A 15363-nucleotide genomic window follows, 5' to 3' on the forward strand; every position below is an offset into this window, starting at 1 on the left:
CTATGTTCTTAGTCGCTTCTCCCCCCTGGCCTGCCGGCGCGGCAGCCGCGCTGTTGGCTCGCTGGAAACATGGCTCCTGACGAAGCACTGATCATGGAAATGCCGGTGAAAATGGCCCAGGGATTCACTCGGGAGTTCTCTCAGGATCTGGCTCAGGAATTCGATGTGTTCCTGACGCCCGTGGCGCGCCCCGAGCTGGGCGAGATCCGCATCGACGAAGACCTGTTCGCCGTCGGCCGCAGCGAGTTGCCGTTCGCCGCCTATCCGGAAGACCTGGCCGCGCCGCTGTCGCGCCGCCATGCGCGCATCTTCGCCGAGCATGGCGCGGTCTACGTGGCGGACCTCGGCAGCAAGAACGGCACGCGCGTGAACGGCGCGGCGGTGGCGCGCCAGCCGGCGCAGCTCAGCGATGGCGATGAGGTGGCCTTCGGGCCGGCCCTGTCGTTCCGGGTCCGGCTGTCGCCGCGCGCGCCGCAGCCCGAGCCGCCGCGGGTGGCGCTGGCGCTGGTGCCGGAGCGCAATGACGTCGGGCTGCAGCCGCTGCACGTGGATCAGTTCCCATACCTGATCAGCAAGGCCGACGATGCCTTCGCGCGCTATCGCGACAGTTATCCGCACCAGGTCAACTACCTGTCGCGGCGCCACGCGCATGTGTACCTCAAGGCCGGCGTGCCTTTCGTGGAAGACCTGGGCAGCACCAATGGCACCTTCGTCAACGGCAAGCGCCTGGCGGACCACGGCGTGCCGCTGGACGACGGCGACCTGATCGCCTTTGGCGGCAACCACTTTGTCTACAAGGCGCAGCTCCAGCGCACCGGCGATGGCGAGGTCACGGCGACGCATTCGATGCTGCCGCCCGTCTCGGCGCCGGACGCGCCGCCCGCGTCCCCGGCGGCACCCGCGCGCGACGAGGACGACCGCACCACCTTTGTCGGCGCGCCCGATTCGTTCCTCGACATCTTCTGCGTCGATTACGCCGCGCATCAGGATGACGAGGTCAACGCCGACGCCGAGGCCCTGGCCGCCGCGGCCACGGCAGCGCACGAAGGCGCGCAGGGGCGGCGCAAGCGCGGCCGTGCCGCGCTGCTGCTGGCGGAGGGGGCCAGGCTGCTCGGCCTGGACGATCCGGCGCGCACGCGGCGCGCGGGCCGATGGGGTGGCGCCTTGCTGCTGCTCGCGGTCCTGGCGGGCGCGGTGGTCTACTGGCGTGGCGCGCCGGAGCGCGAGGTGCAGGCACGGTTCGCCGCCGGCGACCACGCGGGTGCCGCGCAGGCCGCCGACAGCTACCTGGCGCGCCATCCCGACAATACCCAGGTCCAGGGCATCGGCACCGGGGCATTGCTGCAGGCTTATGTGCCCGACTTCGCCGCCAGGCTGAAGTCTGGCGATGTCACCGGTGCGGATGCCGCGCTGGCGCAGATGCGCAAGCTGAGCACGCACAATGCCGATGCGCGGCCGCTGGTGGCCGAGCTCGACTGGATCGGCAGGCTCGAACGCTTCACCGCGCAGCGCGGCGCCGATGCGCCGGTCCGCCTCTATACCGACGAGGCGCCGATCCGGCACCTGCTGGCGTACTGGAACGACGACACCACCGCGCACCAGCGCGCGCTTGGGCGCATCGCGGGCGAGGTGCCGGCCTTCCGTGACCTCTATGCCGATGCGCTCAGCGAAGTGCGCCGGCTGCAGAACGACGCCTCGGTCTACCTGGCGGCGGTCGACCGGCTCAATGCCACCATCACTGCCGAACTAGGCCGGGACCGCCCGGAGGCCTTGCCGCCGGTGATTGCCGAATATCGCGAGAAATATCCGCGCCTGGCTGGGCTGGACCGCGTGCAGTCGGACCTGGACCGCTACACTGCGCTGATGCAGGCGCTGCGTGCGCGCCGGCCCGGGCCGCTGGTGGCGCGGCTGGCCGACAGCCGCTTTGCCACGCCGCCGTTCCAGGCACAGTTCGCCAGCCTGGCGGCGCGCCTGCCGCCGCCGGAGATGGCAAGCCAGTATGCAAGGGCCGCCACGGCGTGGCAGCAGGGCGACAGCACCACGGCGATCGCGGGCCTCAGGCAGATCCGCGGCGGCCCGTGGGCCGACGACCTGGCGCGCGACCTGGCGCACAAGCAGAGGGTGGTCGCGCAGTACGCGGAGCTGCAGGCGGCGCGCGGCACCAAAGGCTACGAAGACCGGCTGCTGGGCTTCTACGCCATGCTCGATGCCGATGAGGACCGCTATTTCGCCAAGGCCGTCGAGGCCGATGTCAACGGCGTGCGCGACAGCGCCCTGCGGCGCGCGCGCGAACTGATGGCAAGCGCCGTCGCGGCGTGGAAGCAATACCGCAGCAACGGCGTGATCGGCGGCGAGCTGCGGCTCGAGGCAGGCATCTCGCCCAAGTTCCGCGCGCAGGCACGGCTGTTGTCGCAGGCACAGGACGATGCGCGCCAGGGCATGCGCATCTTCACGCAGCTGCGTGCGGGGGAAAGCGCCGACCTCGCGCAGCTGGCCAAGGTCGAGGAAGACATCCGCGCCGAAGCCGACCAGCAGCGGCACGCGCTGCGCGAACTGCGCACCGTGCTCGATCCCGCCGTGCTCAAGACCAAGCTGGAGCTGATCGGCGGCGAGGACACCGGCAAGGCACCGGAGCCAGCCACAGCAGCCGCACCAGCCGCGGCGCCACCACAAGCGGGGCAGCCATGAAGGACGATGCACGCCAGGGCGGCCTCAAGCCGCTTTCGGAGGCGCTGGAAGACCACGGTGCCGAAGGCATCGGCCTGCTCAGCGCCGAGCCCTCGCGCCTGGGCCTGCTGACCATCGTCACCACGTTCGCGCTGGTGCTGTGCGGGCTGGTGTGGTCGTTCGTCGGGCATGCCGATGTCATCGTCACGGCGCAGGGCACGCTCGCGCCGGAATCCGAGGTGCGGCGCTTCTATGCCCCGGTGGACGGCGAGCTCGCCGACCTCTACGTAGCCGAAGGGCAACCCGTGTCCAAGGACGACGTGCTGGCACGCCTGAATGCGCGCGGCGCGATCGAGGCCGCGGCCAATGCGCTGGAGGCGCAGCTCAAGCTGGAAGACTCCGAGCGCGAGTGGAAGCAGTTCCCTGACAAGAAGGCGCTGATGGAACGCCGCGCGGCGGCGCTCAAGCAGCAGATCGACGTGGCTACGCGCCAGCACGAGACCCGCATCGCCGAAGGCACCACGCGGCTTGCCGAACAGCAGCGCGCCCAGTTGCAGGAAGCGCGCAGCAACCTCGAGAACGCCCGCCGCGCGCGCGAGTTCGCGCGCCAGGAGCAGGACCGCTATGTACGCCTGCTGGCGCTGCCCGGGGGCGGCGGGGTGTCGCAGTCGCAGGTCGACGCCAAGCGCGCCGCAGCGCAGGACGCCGAGAACAACCTGCGCGTGGCGCAGTCGCGGCTGTCCGAACTGGATGCGCGCCTGGGCCGCGAGCTCACCCAGGCCAGTTCCGAGCTTGAAAGCAGCGGCCAGGACCTGGCCGGGCTGCGCGTGCAGTACGACGCGGCGCTGCGCGAGATCGCCAACACCGAGGACAAGCTGCGCCTGCAGGTGCAGACCGCGCGCCTGGTGGCGGACGCTGCGGCGCGCATCCGCTTCGAGAATATCGACAAGGACAACTTCCTGCTGATCCTGGCGCCGGTGTCGGGCGTGATCACCGACGTCACCTCGACCCAGCGCGGCGACAAGGTGCAGGCCAATACGCCACTGGGCGGCATCGCCCCCAAGGATGCGCGCCCGGTGGTGAAGATCGTGATTGCCGAGCGCGACCGCGCGTTCCTGCGCGAAGGCCTGCCGGTCAAGCTCAAGTTCAATGCCTTCCCGTACCAGCGCTACGGGATCATCGACGGCACGCTGGAGTTCATCTCGCCCGCGACCAAGCCGGGCGGGCCCGACAAGCAGCCGGTCTACGAGGGCCGCGTGCGGCTGGCACGCGACTACTACGCCGTGGCTAACAACAAGTATCCGCTGCGCTATGGCATGACCGCCACGGCGGAGATCGTGGTGCGCGAACGCCGCCTGATCGACCTGGGGCTGGACCCCTTCCGCGAAGTGGCCGGCTAGCGCGGGGAAGACTTGGGCAGCACGTCTGGACAGCCTGGCTGCGCAACCGCGCCGGGCGTCAAAGGAGCCGAGAAAATGACTGGCATTGTGCGTATCGACGACGAGGTGCTTGGCGTCGAGGAGTTCGTGCGCATGCTCAAGCTGACCGGGCAGTTCGAAGGGCTGGTCGAGCAGATGGTGCGCGACAAGCTGACCGTGCACGCGGCAAAGCGGCAGGGCCTGGTGGTTACGCCCGAGGAGATCCAGGAGCGCGCCGACCAGTTCCGCCGCGTGCAGGGCCTGCACCGTGCCGCCGACATGAACCACTACCTGGATGCGCTGAACGTCAGCCTGGACGAGTTCGAGGCCTTTATCACCGACAGCCTGTACCAGGAGCGGATGATGGAGCAGGTATGCAGCGAGGCCGCGGTGCAGGAATACTTTGCGCTCAACTCGCCGCGCTTCGACAGCATCGAGGTCAGCCATATCGTGGTCGACAGCGAGGGCAAGGCCAAGGAACTGATCTCGTACCTGCAGGACGATCCCGAGGCCTTTGCCGAGATGGCGCGCGAGCATTCCATCGCCGACACGCGCGAGCGCGGCGGCGAGATCGGCAAGGTGCTGCGCGGCTCGCTAAAGACCGATATCGAGGCCAAGGTCTTCAACGCCGAACCCGGCGACCTGCTGGGGCCGTTCCCGGCGGCCGACCGCTCGTTCTTCGAGGTCTTCCTGGTGCGCGACAAGCACCCGGCCACGCTCGACAGCGACGTGGCGGTGGAAGTGCGCCGCCTGCTGCGCGAGGACTGGCTGATGGCCAGGGCGCAGGAACATGTCATCGAAGCCCGCTAGCGAGTCCGGCGGGGCCGGCGAGGGCGCCGCCGCGGCTGCCGCGCAGAAGCCGGAGGCAGGCCAGTCGCTGGCCGCTTTCCTGGCTTCGGTCGAGATCCTGTCGGTGCTGGCGCCGGAGGAGCTGGCGCGCCTGGCCAACGCCGCGCAGGTGCTGACCTTCGGCTTTGGCGATACCGTGTGCAATGCCGGCGAAGCGGCACCGGGCCTGTTTATCGTCAGGTCCGGCTCGGTGCGCGTGTTCAACGAGGAGCACGGCAAGGAAATCAGCATGGGCGTGCGCAAGACCGGCGAGGTCTTTGCCGATATCGCGCTGCTGCGCGACTACCGGCATGAGTCGTCGGTGCGGGCCTCGGGCAAGACCGAGCTGCTGATGATCCCGCGCAGCGTGAGCGAGCCCGTGGTGGCGGGCAACCCTGCCGCGCTGGCCTTTATCACCAGCTACGTCGCGATCAGCTCGGCCGGTGGCTTTGTCGCGCGGCTCTTCGATTTGCGCGGCAAGCTCGACAAGCAGGAGCTGGAAGACGCGGTGCGCAGCGTCGGCGTCAAGCGCGTGGCGGCCGGCAAGGAGATCCTGAAGCAGGACGGGCGCGAGGACCGGCGCCTGTACGTGGTGCGCCAGGGCACGGTGAGCATCGTGCGCAGCGAAGAAGGCAGCGAGTTCCCGCTGGCCACGCTGGGACAGGGCGATATTTTCGGCGAGCGTGCCTGCGTGATGCGCCAGGAGCAGCTGGCTTCGGCGATTGCCGAAACCGACGTGCGCCTGCTGGTGATCCCCGAGAAGACCGTGCAGCTGATCCTGGAGCGCAACCCGCGCCTGCGCGAGGTGCTGGAAGAGCGCATCCGCGTGCTGGACCGCGAACTGCATCGGCAGAAGAAGCTGGCCGAACGGCGCAAGCGCCCGGTGCTGCTGGACCTGCATTCGAAACCGGAGCTGGGCGAGAAGCTGATCCGCCGCTTCGCGCTGGTGGAGCAGGCCGAGGAGATGGATTGCGGCGCGGCCTGCCTGGCGATGATCTGCCGGCACTACGGCATCCCGATGACGCTGGGCAAGCTGCGCGAGCTGGCCAATGTGACCACCCAGGGCGCCACGCTCGACAGCCTGGCGCGCGCGGGGGAATCGCTCGGCTTCACCACGCGCGGGGTGCAGTGCACGCGCGATTCGCTGATGGGTTTCGAGCTGCCCTTCATCGTGCACTGGGAGGGCTACCACTACGTCGTGGTGTACGGAATTTCCTCGCGCTGGGTATGGGTGGCCGACCCGGCCATCGGCTTCCGCAAGATGAGCGCCGAGGAGTTCGAGCGCGGCTGGAGCGGCACCTGCCTGCTGTTCTCGCCGGGCGAGAGCATGGCCCAGCTGTCGGTGTCGCGCTCGCCCTGGCTGCGCTTTATCGGCTATCTCGCCCCATACAAGAAGATCCTGGCGCACCTGTTCCTGGCCACCTTCGTGATCCAGATGCTGGGGGTGGTGCCGCCGCTGATCATCCAGAACATCCTGGACGGCGTGGTGGTGCACCAGAACGTGGGGCTGCTGCACCTGCTGATTGTGGGGCTGATCATCTCCAACGTGTTCTCGCAGCTGATGGCGACGATCCGCGCGTATCTTGCCAACTTCATGGTGCGCAACATGGACTTCGCCATGATGTCGCATTTCTTCAAGCACACGCTGTCGTTGCCGCTGTCGTTCTTTGCCAAGCGCAAGACGGGGGACATCTTTGCGCGCTTCCAGGAGAACCAGACCATCCGCGCCTTCCTGACCGAGTCGACGGTGACCACGGCGCTGAACCTGCTGATGGTGTTTATCTACTTCACCATCATGTTTCTCTACAACGTCAAGCTGACGCTGCTGCTGATCGCCTTCGTGATCCCGATCGCGGCACTGACGGTGGTGGTGACCCCCAAGGTCAAGACCTATGCACGCGAAGTGTTCGCCGCCTCGACCGATGCCAAGGCCTACCTGATGGAGACGCTGGGCGGTGCCGAGACCGTCAAGGGCATGGGCATCGAACGTCCGGTGCGGCTGCGCTGGGAGCGCAAGTACACCAAGGCGCTGGAGGCGCAGTACAAGGCGCAGGCCTTCCATATCCTGGTCGGGCTGGCAAGCCAGCTGCTCAATGCCGCGACCACCATCGCGGTGCTGTGGGTGGGCGCGACGCTGGTGCTGGAGCGCGAGCTGACCATCGGCCAGCTCATTGCCTTCAATGCTTTCATGGGCAGCGTGCTGGCGCCGCTGATGGGGCTGGTGGCGTTGTGGGGCCAGCTCAACGACGCCGGCGTGGCGATGGAGCGCCTGGGCGACGTGCTCGACCTGGAACCGGAGCAGAAGCCGCAGGACGTGCTGTCGCGCGTGATGCTGCCCGACCTGCAGGGCGAGATCGTGATGAAGGACCTGTACTTCCGCTACGGCGGCGAAGACGCGCCCTACGTACTGGAGAACATCAGCTTCGCCATCCGCCCGGGCGAGATGGTGGCCATCGTCGGGCGCAGCGGCTCGGGCAAGACCACGCTGGCCAAGCTGCTGGTGGGCTTCTACAAGCCCACCGAGGGCACCATGACGGTGGACGGCTACGACCTGAACGTGATCGACGCGGCCTTCTACCGCGCGCAGGTGGGCTACGTGATGCAGTCCAACCTGTTGTTCTCGGGCACCATCGCCGAGAACATCGCGTGCGGCGACGACAGTCCGGACCGGCGCCGCATCGAGGAGGTGGCGCGCATGGCCGACGCCCATCCCTTTATCAGCAAGCTGCCGCTGGGCTACGAGCAGGTGGTGGGCGAGCGCGGCATCGGGCTCTCGGGCGGGCAGATCCAGCGCCTGTGCATCGCCCGCGCGCTGTACCACGACCCGCGCCTGCTGGTGTTCGACGAGGCCACCTCGGCGCTCGACACGCAGTCGGAGAGCAACATCCTGGCCAATATGCAGGAGATCCTGCGCGGGCGCACCGCGGTCATCATCGCGCACCGGCTCAGCACCATCATGCAGGCCGACAAGATCCTGGTGCTGTATGAGGGCGCCATCGTCGAGCAGGGCCGGCATGAAGAGCTGATCGAGCGCAAGGGCATGTATTTCCAACTGGTGCAGAAGCAACTGAGCGCGGCATGAAGCTATATAACCAGGGTGCCACCCCCGCCTCGGTCACCTCGCCGGTGTCGTTCGCCGGCCTGATCGAGAAGATCGAGATCCTGCGCTCCACGCTGCGCTGGTCGTCGCGGCTTGACCGGCCGGAGATCGAGAAGCTGCTCAAGCAAGCCACTACGCTGCGCGACGAAGTGATGGGCCTGTCGCACAAGGAGCGCTTCGTGCAGGCGGCGTCGGCCGAGGCCGCGCCGCCGCAGCCGGAAGTCGAGCGCATGCCGCGCGAGCGCCGGCAGGCGCTGATGGAGCGCAGCTTTATCTTCGAAGGGACCTTTGGCGACAATCCCAAGCTGCTGGAAGCGCTGGAGATCGCCGAGAAGGCGGCGCCGACCGACCTGCCGGTGCTGATCGACGGCGAGAGCGGCACCGGCAAGGAGCTGATGGCCAAGGTGATCCATGCCAATGGCTCGCGCACGGACAAGCCGTTCATCTCGGTCAACTGCGGCGCCATCCCCGACAGCCTGCTCGAATCCGAACTGTTCGGCCACAAGAAAGGCGCGTTCACCGGCGCCAGCAACGACCGGCGCGGCAAGTTCGAGAGCGCGCATACCGGCACCATCTTCCTGGACGAGATCGGCGAGCTGCCGCTGACGGGGCAGGTCAAGCTGCTGCGCGTGCTGGAGGCGCACGAGATCCAGCGCGTGGGCTCGGATGAAATCATCTCGGTCGATACGCGCATCGTCGCGGCGACCAACAAGGACCTGCGCCGGATGAGCCAGGCCGGCACCTTCCGCGAGGACTTGTTCTACCGCCTCAGCGTGATCCACGTCAGCCTGCCGTCACTGCGCGAGCGGCGCGACGAGATCCCGCTGCTGGTGGCGTACTTCAGCGACGAGGCCGCGGGCATGCTCAAGCGCGCGCCGGTCAGGCTGACGCCGCGGCTGCGCGACTTCCTGCTGCACTACGACTACCCGGGCAATATCCGCGAACTGCGCAACCTGCTGTACCGGCTGAGCTGCCTGGCCGGCGACACCGCCGACCTGGCCCACCTGCCGCAGGACATCCGGCCGAAACCCGCCGCGCTGGCGGTGGTCGGCGCGGGCACGGCGGCGGTGGACATCACCATGGCGACCTCACTGAGCGAAGCCAAGCGTGCCGCCAGCGACGAGGCCGAGCGCGCCTTCCTCGAACGGGGCTTGCAGGAGGTCGGCGGCACCGTCGCCGAACTGGCGCGGCGCTTCGACATGAACCGCTCGCACCTGCAGATGCTGCTGAAGAAGCACGGCATCCACTCAAAGGACTTCCGCGCCAGCCGGCAGGCCGAAGGCGGCAAGGGGTAGGGCGTTCACGCAGCCGGCAGCGCTTCAGGCGTCCAGCTCCGGATTGACCAGCGTCTTGTCCGAACCATAGGGATCGGCCGCGCGGAGCACCACGACCGACACGTTGTCGCGCCCGCCCGCGTCGAGCGCCATCTGCACCAGGGTCAGCGCGGCCTGCGCAACGTCCTGCTGCGCCAGCACCGCCGCGATATCGCCATCGTCGACCTCGTTGCTCAGGCCATCGCTGCACAGCAGGTAGACGTCGCCGTCGGCCACGTCGGTGAGCAACTGCTCCGGCGCCAGCGTCGGGGCTGCGCCGACGGCGCGCGTGATGGTGTTCTGCGCGGGATGGTGGCGCGCCTGCTCCGGGGTGATCAGCCCGCGTGCCAGCAGGCGCTCGACCTGGTTGTGGTCGCGCGTGAGGCGGGCCAGCTGGCCGCCGCGCAGCCGGTACAGGCGGCTGTCCCCGGCCCACAGGCAGGCGCAGCGACGGTCCCCGGCCAGCAGCACCACCACGGTACTGCCGATGCAGCGTACGCCCAGGCGCGCGGCTTCGTCGACCAGCGCCAGGTTCACGCCCTGCAGCGCCGCGCGCGTGGCCTCGACACGGTCTTCCAGCCGGGCCTGTGGCGGCAGCGCGGCCAGCGCCTGCACCACGGCCTGGCTGGCGAAGTCCCCCACGGCATGGCCGCCCATGCCGTCGGCCACCGCCCACAGGTCCTGGCCGGGCAGGTCCAGGCAAGCGTCCTCATTGCGCTCGCGCACACGCCCGACGTCCGTGCACGCCGCCGAGGTCCACTGGAAATGCGAGTCGAAACCCAATCTTCTCTCCGGTCCGCCCCGGAAGCGCCGGGGCGTTGCCACGGCGGCACTGGCGTTCAGATCCGCATCAGATCAGCCGGCCGTCGTTCCTTGCGCCCTGGTCGCCACGCACATTGATATTGGCGTTTGGCGCGTTGTTGCGGATATCGATGTTCTGGAACTGGTTGTTCATCTGATCAGCATAGAAGTTGTTGGTGATCTCGTAAAAGTTGATCACCGACCCGAGCGGCGACGGCGACGCCGGCACGAATGGACGGATCCACCCGAACACCCACTGTCCGCCGGCGCCGCGCACGCGGGCCATGGCGGCGGCAGCAAGTTCGCGGCAGCTGGCGAGGTCGTTGATTGCAAGGGTGGCCATGATCGGTCTCCGGTGGAAGCGGCGGGGCGCCGGGGGTGGTACCGGGAGTGAGCAAGGCGCGTGCCACCGGGGTGTGCGGGGTGAGGGGATGCCTCGAATCCAAGCCTTGGCGCGGCTTCCCGGGTGAGGCGGGGACGATGCGCTGCCCGCCTGCGGGCCAGCCGCGTTGGCGGCTGCCCGACACCCTGACCAGCCAGTGTCGGGCAACACCCACCAGCGCGTCGCCACGGCGCGAGCCTGCTCGTCGGGCTGCCGAGGCCCCGCGGCACGCCGCGAATGGTGGCCGTCAGCCAACAGAATGGCCGCCGCACGGTTGGCTGGCAGCCGACAGTTGATGCCCGCGAAAACCCTCGGATTTCCCGGGAGCCCCTGTGCCGCCGTGGCACGCTGGCTTTGGCATGGTTGATGCGGTTGGGCTGGCATGAAGCAGCAATGCCTGCAGCCACCCGACACACCGAGACCAGCCATGAACATCCAGAACCAACAAGAACGCGAAACCGGCAGCGACGATCATTTCGCCGACCCGCTGCCCCTCGGCGCGCACCTGGTCACCGAACGCCACGGCTACGCCCACCATGGCATCTATATCGGCGCCGGCCGCGTCATCCACTACGCTGGCTTCGCCCGCGCCCTGCAAGCCGCCCCGGTCGAGGAGACCACCGTCGAGGCCTTCGCCGCCGGCTTCGGCATCGCCGTCAAGCCGGAACCCCGCGCGCGTTTCAGCGGCCGGCAAGCCGTCGAACGCGCCCGCTCCCGCCTGGGCGAGAACGCCTACCACCTGCTGACCAACAACTGCGAGCACTTCTGCTCATGGTGCCTGTCCGGCGAAAGCCGCAGCGAGCAGGTGGAAACCTGCCTGCGCCACCCGCGCGCCGCGCTGCAAACCGTCTGGCTGCTGCTGGCCGCGGTGCTGCAGGCGGAACTGGGCGGCCTGAACCTGAGCGCGCGTCTCGCCTGAGCGCGCGACCGCAACCGAATCAAGGAGCCTGCCATGTCCGGACTGATCGACTGGGAACTGCGCTGCAACCTGCGCGGACAAGCCTGCCACCGCAGTTGTGCCACCGCCGCCAGTTGCGCCCGCGGCCGCCACCGCCCGGCGCGCCGGGCCCTGCGCCACGCCGGCCAGCCGGCACGCCTGCCGTCATCCGGGCGCAACACCGGGCGAGGGCGCCGGGACTGATCCGCTACCGCCAACGGGCCGGTCGGGTGCGGATTTTGATATACTCCGGCCCGTCTCCTGGATCACCGCGCCCGCGGTAGCCGATCCTGGCAGTCCTGTCCCTCGCCGTAGTTCAATGGATAGAACGAGCGCCTCCTAAGCGCTAGATACAGGTTCGATTCCTGTCGGCGGGACCAGCCCCTCTTTCCCCGCATCCCTTCATTTCGTCGCAAAGTCCCGCAGCATAAGGCTTGCCGGGAACTTCACGCCCTTTTCGGTCACCCGAAAACCCCGCTGTGCTCGATATATTTCTCGCCGGATTTACGCCTGTGGCGTAAATCCTCGCGAGTCGGGCGAACGATCAATGTTTGCTGTGCGCATGGTGTTTGCCATGCCGGGTATGCAACTCGGCCCTGTCCCCCGCGCGCGCACGCCCCTTGTCGCGGTCTGCCGCGTCCGGGCCGTTGGTGTTACGCAGTCCCTGGCTGCTGATGTGGCTGTCCGAGCGGCCACCGAAATCGCCCCTGGCTCCGCCCGCACCGCCGCCGCCACCGCCACGCTGCGCAAAAGCGGACATCGAGCCTGTCGCCAGGATGGCGATCGCGATCAGGGAAAGTAAGCGGGTCTTGCTCATGGGATCCTCCTTTATTCGGTATGTGCTGGCATCGTCAGGCGTTCGCGGGCCCTGCGCCCGTTTGGCCCTGCCAGGCTGCAGGATAGGGCGCTTTGTACCCTGGGCACTGTAAGAACTTGTAATCCGCCGAGGCCATTGCCTGTCCAGCGCGCGTTGTAGGAGAAATCCCAGTTGTGGAAGAACCCATGTCCTACATCTGTGCGTCAATCCAATACATATCCTGAAAAGGACGAAGGTTGAACAGGAGAGCCTGATGAAGCCCATGCTTGTGCTGCTTGCCGCTTCCATCGCATTGCTCAGCGGCTGCATTGTGGCGCCCTATGGAGATGGGCACCGGGGCGGTGGCGGGTACTACGGCGGAGACGGCCGAGGGGACCACGACCGGGATCACGGCGACCGCGACCGGGGCGACCACCGGGACTACGGTGGCGACAGGGACCGGTGGCAGGGCGGGCAGCGCTACTAGCGCCTCGCTGGCGGGTGCGCGGGGCCATGTGATGCTTACGCATTACGATTTCGTTACTCGTGCGCTCCGGCGCCCAGAATAGACTGAACAGCAGGGCCCTCAATCAAATGGGCTTCTGGAGATCAAGATGCGGAAGATCAAGATGTTTGCCAGCCTGGTGCTGGCGGCGTGCACTGCCACTTCGCTTGCGGCCTATGCCCAGGACAGGGGGCCTGGCGGCGATGACCGCGGAAGGCCCTCCATGGGGCACGACCAGGGTCAGAATCACGATAACTCGCGCGGCTACTACGACCGCGGCCGGGACGGTGACCGCGACCGGCACGGTGACAGAGGCTGGGAAGGCGACCGGGGCAGGGAGCGGATGGAGGGCGGGTACGGTCCTGACCGTCGCGCCGACCGCCCGGGCCCTGGCCATTGGGAAAAGGGTGAACGGATCCCGCCGGAATACCGTCACCGTCAGTACGTGATCGATGACTGGCGCGCCTATCGGCTGTCGCCTCCGCCGCGCGGATACCAGTGGGTGGGGGTCGGCGGGGAATACTTCCTGGTCGCCGTCCCGACCGGCGTGGTCTTCCAGGTGGTGATCGGACGCTAGGTAGCGGCACAAAAGAAAAGCCCCGCCGGCACGAGGCCTGGCGGGGCAGAGATGGCCGGCTGCCGCTGCGCAGGCTCAAGTGCCGGTACGCTCGGCGATCAGCACTTGCGCCGGGATCTTCAGTTCGCGGGTGAGCCGCCGGATCATGGCGAGGCTCAACGCGCGCTTGCCGTTCAGCACTTCGTAGACCCGGTTCAGGTTACCCAGGTAGGGCTGCATGTCGCGCGGCGTCAGGCCTTCCTGCTCCATGCGAAACCGGATGGCGGCCAGGGGGTCGGGCAAGTCCAGCGGGAAGTGCCCGGCTTCATATTGCTCCACCAGCATGGCAAGGATTTCGAGCTTGTCGCCGTCAGGCGTATCGGGAGCAGGGTCGGCGTCGACCAGGGCGGAGACCGCGGCCAGCGCTTCCTTGTAGTCGGCTTCGGTGTGCAGGGGGCGGATATCCATGGTGATCACTCCGTTTCCACGGTGGCGGCATCAATGCGGTCATAGTCGAGATGGGTGCCGATGAACTTCACATAGACGACGCCCAACTGGTATGCGACAGCGACGATGAGCCGGTACTTGTTCCCGCCGATATTGAAGACCACGCGGTTGTGGCCAACAAGGCTGGCACTGGCGTAGCGCGCCTTGATGTCCCTGGGCGCGGCCCAGGCCGCGCAACGGGCTTCTTCATGCCAGGCAAGCAACGGTTGTCTGGCATCGGGGTGGAACTTGCTGAATTCCAGCAAAGACCTCTTCGCTATGATTCGCATGTGGGGATGGTAGTCCCAAAATGGGACTGCGGCAAGGGTGGTGAGTGTGATCCATCGCCGAGCATACCCACGATCAGTGCGCGCTGGTTTTCGAAAACAGCTGGAGGACGGCCACGCCGGCAATAATCAGACCAATCCCAACGCACGCCGCCAGGTCCGGAACCTGCCGGTACAGCACCACGGCGATCAGCGACACCAGCACGATTCCTGCACCGCTCCAGATCGCATAGGCGATGCCGACCGGCACGGTGCGCATCACCAGCATCAGCAGGTAGAAGGCAGCGACATAGCCGGTGACCACCAGCACGCTGGGCACCAGCCGGGTAAAGCCCTGCGAGGCTTTCAGGCTGCTGGTGGCGATGACCTCGGCGACGATGGCGAGGGCGAGGAGCAGGTATCCGTTCATGGAGGTGCAGAAGAGGGGGGCCGAAACGGGCCGAAGCCGGCATCTTAGCGCTCCCGCATGTTGCGCCGAAGCCGTGCCCCTCCCTTGAGGTGGTTGTGAAAAGCGGCAATGGGGGATTGAATGTGGCCATAAAGACGAAGAGAAGCGGGCGCATGCCGGCCCGCGCGACAAGACAGTCATACAAGACAGTCGCGGTAGTTCGCCCGACCAAGCCGGCACGAACCTGACGATGCCGGCGGCGGGTACGGGGTAAGGGGAGCAGCATGCATCACACTGGGATCGACGACGCCGTCGTCTCGACGTCATCTGCGTCGGCGGACGCGGACTTCGCGCCGGATGCGAATCCATGGCAGGACACCATTGCGGCGGCGGATCATGCGCTGGAAGAGGCCGCGCGCATCCAGCGCGGTGTCCAGCACAACCTGAAGCTGATGCACGAAGTGCGCTCGCTGCGCGAGGAGCTGCGCAAGGCGCACGCGGAGACCGACCGGTATCGGGGCATGCACGCCCGGGTGGTGGTGGGCATGCGCCAGCTGGAAGACGAGCACGCCAGCGCCATGAGCCGGCTGCATGCCGAGAACGAGATGCTGGTGGTGCGGCATCGGGTCTATCGGCTGATGGCCGAGCACTACGGGCGCGTGGCGCTGCGGCTGGACCCGGATACCTTCGCCGAGCACCGGGACCGCGTGCTCCAGCACATCCTGTTCCAGCGCCGCAAAGGCGTGCAGCCGAATGAGATCGGCCTGTCTGACCTGGCTTTCCTGTTGCTGTAGCGCGCTGCTCCCAGCCTGCAATCAGGCCGCGAGCGGGCGCGGCACGTGGCAGGCCAGCAGGCTTGTCCCCGCGGCGCCGGGCCATGGTCCGGCGACCGTCGTTCA

Annotated in this window: 16 protein-coding genes and 1 tRNA gene; 11 read left to right on the plus strand and 6 right to left on the minus strand. The window is 67.6% G+C overall.

Annotation, left to right across the window (positions count from 1 at the left end; all coding sequences use genetic code 11):
- Nucleotides 1–69: 69 nt before the first annotated feature.
- The 5 genes from ACZ5MJ_RS04160 (at nt 70) to ACZ5MJ_RS04180 (ending at nt 9308) form a co-directional block, all read left to right on the plus strand.
- The gene (locus tag ACZ5MJ_RS04160; protein ID WP_464222581.1) at nt 70–2688 is read left to right on the plus strand and encodes an FHA domain-containing protein; all 2619 of its coding nucleotides are present in this window, start codon (nt 70–72) and stop codon (nt 2686–2688) included.
- The gene (locus ACZ5MJ_RS04165) at nt 2685–4067 is read left to right on the plus strand and encodes an HlyD family efflux transporter periplasmic adaptor subunit (protein WP_464222582.1); all 1383 of its coding nucleotides are present in this window, start codon (nt 2685–2687) and stop codon (nt 4065–4067) included. The genes ACZ5MJ_RS04160 and ACZ5MJ_RS04165 overlap by 4 nt, the downstream gene beginning before the upstream one ends.
- A 75-nt stretch (nt 4068–4142) precedes the next feature.
- Nucleotides 4143–4895, plus strand: a complete 753-nt coding sequence (locus ACZ5MJ_RS04170; RefSeq protein ID WP_464222583.1) for a peptidylprolyl isomerase — start codon at nt 4143–4145, stop codon at nt 4893–4895.
- Nucleotides 4876–7995, plus strand: coding sequence for an ABC transporter transmembrane domain-containing protein (locus tag ACZ5MJ_RS04175; RefSeq protein WP_464222584.1), 3120 nt, complete (start codon nt 4876–4878; stop codon nt 7993–7995). Before ACZ5MJ_RS04170 ends, ACZ5MJ_RS04175 begins: the two co-directional genes overlap by 20 nt.
- Nucleotides 7992–9308: a sigma-54 interaction domain-containing protein gene (locus ACZ5MJ_RS04180; RefSeq protein ID WP_464222585.1), complete on the plus strand. Its 1317-nt coding sequence runs from the start codon at nt 7992–7994 to the stop codon at nt 9306–9308. Before ACZ5MJ_RS04175 ends, ACZ5MJ_RS04180 begins: the two co-directional genes overlap by 4 nt.
- Before the next feature lie 24 nt (nt 9309–9332).
- On the opposite strand, the gene ACZ5MJ_RS04185 is transcribed toward ACZ5MJ_RS04180, so the two are convergent.
- On the minus strand, nt 9333–10109 hold the full coding sequence (locus ACZ5MJ_RS04185) for a PP2C family protein-serine/threonine phosphatase (RefSeq protein ID WP_464222586.1): 777 nt from the start codon (nt 10107–10109) through the stop codon (nt 9333–9335).
- Between the two features lie 67 nt (nt 10110–10176).
- Nucleotides 10177–10470: a hypothetical protein gene (locus ACZ5MJ_RS04190; RefSeq protein ID WP_464222587.1), complete on the minus strand. Its 294-nt coding sequence runs from the start codon at nt 10468–10470 to the stop codon at nt 10177–10179.
- A gap of 466 nt (nt 10471–10936) precedes the next feature.
- Here ACZ5MJ_RS04190 and ACZ5MJ_RS04195 point away from each other — a divergent pair, with 466 nt between their 5' ends.
- From ACZ5MJ_RS04195 to ACZ5MJ_RS04205, 3 genes are all read left to right on the plus strand, one after another.
- Nucleotides 10937–11428: a lecithin retinol acyltransferase family protein gene (locus ACZ5MJ_RS04195; protein ID WP_464222588.1), complete on the plus strand. Its 492-nt coding sequence runs from the start codon at nt 10937–10939 to the stop codon at nt 11426–11428.
- A gap of 33 nt (nt 11429–11461) precedes the next feature.
- The gene (locus tag ACZ5MJ_RS04200; protein WP_464222589.1) at nt 11462–11650 is read left to right on the plus strand and encodes a hypothetical protein; all 189 of its coding nucleotides are present in this window, start codon (nt 11462–11464) and stop codon (nt 11648–11650) included.
- 101 nt (nt 11651–11751) lie between these two features.
- Nucleotides 11752–11826, plus strand: a tRNA-Arg gene (locus tag ACZ5MJ_RS04205).
- A 164-nt stretch (nt 11827–11990) separates the two neighbouring features.
- Here ACZ5MJ_RS04205 and ACZ5MJ_RS04210 read toward each other — a convergent pair.
- Entirely contained in the window at nt 11991–12263 is a 273-nt protein-coding gene (locus ACZ5MJ_RS04210) for a hypothetical protein (protein WP_464222590.1), read from the minus strand.
- A 253-nt stretch (nt 12264–12516) separates the two neighbouring features.
- Between ACZ5MJ_RS04210 and ACZ5MJ_RS04215 the strand changes: the two genes are divergently transcribed.
- Both ACZ5MJ_RS04215 and ACZ5MJ_RS04220 read left to right on the plus strand, forming a co-directional pair.
- Nucleotides 12517–12729 (plus strand): hypothetical protein, encoded by a 213-nt coding sequence (locus ACZ5MJ_RS04215; RefSeq protein ID WP_464222591.1) that lies wholly within the window; start codon nt 12517–12519, stop codon nt 12727–12729.
- A 127-nt stretch (nt 12730–12856) separates the two neighbouring features.
- Nucleotides 12857–13324, plus strand: coding sequence for an RcnB family protein (locus tag ACZ5MJ_RS04220; protein ID WP_464222592.1), 468 nt, complete (start codon nt 12857–12859; stop codon nt 13322–13324).
- A 75-nt stretch (nt 13325–13399) separates the two neighbouring features.
- Here the strand turns inward: ACZ5MJ_RS04220 and ACZ5MJ_RS04225 are convergent, their stop codons facing one another.
- The 3 genes from ACZ5MJ_RS04225 to ACZ5MJ_RS04235 form a co-directional block, all read right to left on the minus strand.
- Nucleotides 13400–13771, minus strand: a complete 372-nt coding sequence (locus ACZ5MJ_RS04225; protein WP_464222593.1) for a helix-turn-helix domain-containing protein — start codon at nt 13769–13771, stop codon at nt 13400–13402.
- Nucleotides 13772–13776: 5 nt separating this feature from the next.
- Nucleotides 13777–14079: a type II toxin-antitoxin system HigB family toxin gene (locus ACZ5MJ_RS04230; RefSeq protein ID WP_464222594.1), complete on the minus strand. Its 303-nt coding sequence runs from the start codon at nt 14077–14079 to the stop codon at nt 13777–13779.
- A gap of 73 nt (nt 14080–14152) precedes the next feature.
- Complete coding sequence (locus ACZ5MJ_RS04235) at nt 14153–14485, minus strand: DMT family transporter (protein WP_464222595.1); 333 nt, start codon at nt 14483–14485, stop codon at nt 14153–14155.
- A gap of 263 nt (nt 14486–14748) precedes the next feature.
- On the opposite strand from ACZ5MJ_RS04235, the gene ACZ5MJ_RS04240 reads away from it, so the two are divergent.
- Nucleotides 14749–15258 carry a hypothetical protein gene (locus tag ACZ5MJ_RS04240; RefSeq protein ID WP_464222596.1) on the plus strand — a complete coding sequence of 170 codons (510 nt, stop codon included), beginning with the start codon at nt 14749–14751 and terminating at the stop codon, nt 15256–15258.
- The last annotated feature ends 105 nt before the right edge of the window (nt 15259–15363 follow it).

The sequence above is a fragment of the Cupriavidus sp. LA-1 genome (genome assembly GCF_055385985.1).